This window comes from Mesorhizobium sp. M4B.F.Ca.ET.089.01.1.1 (genome assembly GCF_004022605.1).
Classification (GTDB): Bacteria; Pseudomonadota; Alphaproteobacteria; order Rhizobiales; family Rhizobiaceae; genus Mesorhizobium; species Mesorhizobium abyssinicae.
Genome location: NZ_RZOS01000691.1, coordinates 1 through 2,100, shown reverse-complemented (window position 1 = coordinate 2,100; position 2,100 = coordinate 1). Strand labels below are relative to the sequence as shown.

General features: G+C 66.2%; 4 protein-coding genes. All 4 read left to right on the top strand.

What is annotated here, in order from left to right; genetic code table 11:
* The first annotated feature begins 28 nt into the window (after window positions 1-28).
* Window positions 29-412 (top strand): hypothetical protein, encoded by a 384-nt coding sequence (locus EN780_RS32765; RefSeq protein ID WP_348631287.1) that lies wholly within the window; start codon window positions 29-31, stop codon window positions 410-412.
* Window positions 379-918 (top strand): hypothetical protein, encoded by a 540-nt coding sequence (locus EN780_RS32760; RefSeq protein WP_127392281.1) that lies wholly within the window; start codon window positions 379-381, stop codon window positions 916-918. Before EN780_RS32765 ends, EN780_RS32760 begins: the two co-directional genes overlap by 34 nt.
* A complete protein-coding gene (locus EN780_RS32755; RefSeq protein WP_128276340.1) occupies window positions 893-1,375 on the top strand; it encodes a hypothetical protein in 483 nt (160 codons plus the stop codon). Before EN780_RS32760 ends, EN780_RS32755 begins: the two co-directional genes overlap by 26 nt.
* Window positions 1,376-1,465: 90 nt before the next feature.
* On the top strand, window positions 1,466-2,100 hold a 635-nt coding region (locus tag EN780_RS32750), incomplete at its 3' end, for a PfkB family carbohydrate kinase (RefSeq protein ID WP_128276339.1).

Here is a 2,100-nt window from a genome sequence, read left to right as displayed (position 1 = left end):
CTCGCGAAAGGAGCGATCTTTGAGAAAGATTGGAACTCTGGCGGCGGCGTTGGCCGCCGTGCTGTCTCCCATCGCCGCGACGGGCCAGTCGATGACGCCGATGCGCGGCGAGGTGAGGTCGTTCACCGATGCCTTCGCCGTCCGGGTCTTCCCGGGCAACCCGTATGACCAGCGCATTCGCGTCGAGGTTCATGTCTACGACCAGGATTTCCAGCCGGTCGCCGCCAGGATCACGCCGAGCGCCTTCCTTTTGGCCGGCCAGGCATCGCGTCCGGTCCTGGTGGTCGTGCCGTTCGACGGCGCAACCGAGCGTAAAGTGCGTATCTGTACCGAGAGTATCCCCTTTCCAAGCGAGCAGACGCAGATAAGGGCACAGATATGCGGAAAGTTCTTCGGACATCGCAGGTCCTGACCCTTGCCTTGCTGCCCGCCTTGGCGGTCGTGAGTCAGGGGTTTGCCGAGGACATACTGAACCTGAACCAGAACCAGACGGGCTTCACCCTGCCCGGCGTCACCCTGCCCCAGGGCCAGGACGAGGTTCACGCTTCCGACGGCACCACCTGCCGCTCCTCGGTTTCCGGCAGCGGCGCCTATCTCGATGTCGGCGTCATCAGAGGCAACAACAGCAGCCAGTCGAACAGCGACCTCGCCACCTATGGCCGCGTGGTGGTGCCGATCGGGCGGACGCCGAAGCGCGTCGATTGCAGCCGCCTGTACGAGCTCGAGGTCGAGCGCCTGCAACTGGAACTTAAGCTGCTCAAGATGGGCCTCGGCACCGACGGCCAGACGACGGCAAGCGTGCCTGCCGCCCCTCCGACGGCCGCTCGCGCTCCCGCGGCCGCATCGGCCGGATGGGCCAACGAAGGCTGGAGCATCAGAGGGACAAACGGCGATGGCAGGAAAAGGAAGAAGAAATAGCCGCGCCCTGCTGGCGATGGCAGCACTTGCCGGCCTCTGCCTTCCGACCCAGGGGGCGGTCGTTGGCACCTGCACGATCGTGATCGGCGCCTCCGGAACGATGAAGCCGAATCCCGCCATCAACATCTTCGGCTCCAAGCAGGCGGGCGGGTCGAGCGCCGGCGCCACCATCACCGCAAGCTCGCTGCTGTGCACGATCCTCAACCTGATCGACTGCTTTTCTGTTTCGGCGCCGGCGCCGATCGCCTTCACCTCCGCTCCAAGCGGAGGCGACACCAACGTCACTTTCGCCACCGTCTTCCGTCTCGACGGCTCGGGCACGGATATTCCCGGCAGTTCGCCGCAGCGTGTGATCAACGGCACCCACACCATGCAGGTCGACCTCACCGCCACCAAATCGCCGGGCATCTTTCCCGCCGGCAGCTACCAGGGCACTGTCACCGTGCGCTGCGAATGAAAGCGTGGCGGCTCGCGCGGAACTGCTCAATGGGCTGGCAACCGGCACTCTTACGGGCTAGCTTCCCGCCCATTAAGCAGGAGGCACTTCTTGATTATCGTAGTCGGCTCGATCAACCTCGACCTCATCGCCAATGTCGACCGCTTGCCAGCGCCTGGCGAGACGGTGCGCGGTTCCGCTTTCGCCACCGCGCCCGGCGGCAAGGGTGCCAACCAGGCGCTGGCCGCCGCGCGCGCCGGCGCCAAGGTGAGCATGGTCGGCGCCGTCGGCAAGGATGGCTTCGCCGCCGAGGCGCTGGCTTTGCTCACTGGCAAGGTCGATCTCTCCGGCATAGGCGAGAGCTTCGCCTCGACCGGCACGGCGCTGATCCTGGTCGGCGCCGACGGCGAAAACGTCATCGCCGTGGTCCCGGGCGCCAATGATTCGGTGCTGCCAGGCGATATCGCCAAGGCACAGCTCAAGAAGGGCGACGTCGTGCTGCTGCAGCACGAGATCCCCTTGCAGACGGTTGACGCCGCGCTGGAGGCGGCGCGGGCGGCCGGCGCCATCAGCGTGCTCAACACCGCGCCGTTCCGCCCCGAGGCGTCCGAGCTTCTGGGCAAGGCCGACTATGCCGTCGCCAACGAGACCGAATTCGATCTCTACGGCGAGGCGCTGTCGCTCAGCGGCCGCGACCGCCCGGCGCGGATGCGCGACTATGCCGGCAAGACCGGACGCGCCATTGT

Coding starts and splice junctions, on each gene's coding strand:
- EN780_RS32760 (WP_127392281.1), top strand. CDS start 379: ATGCGGAAAGTTCTTCGGACATCGCAGGTCCTGACCCTTGCCTTGCTG.
- EN780_RS32755 (WP_128276340.1), top strand. CDS start 893: ATGGCAGGAAAAGGAAGAAGAAATAGCCGCGCCCTGCTGGCGATGGCA.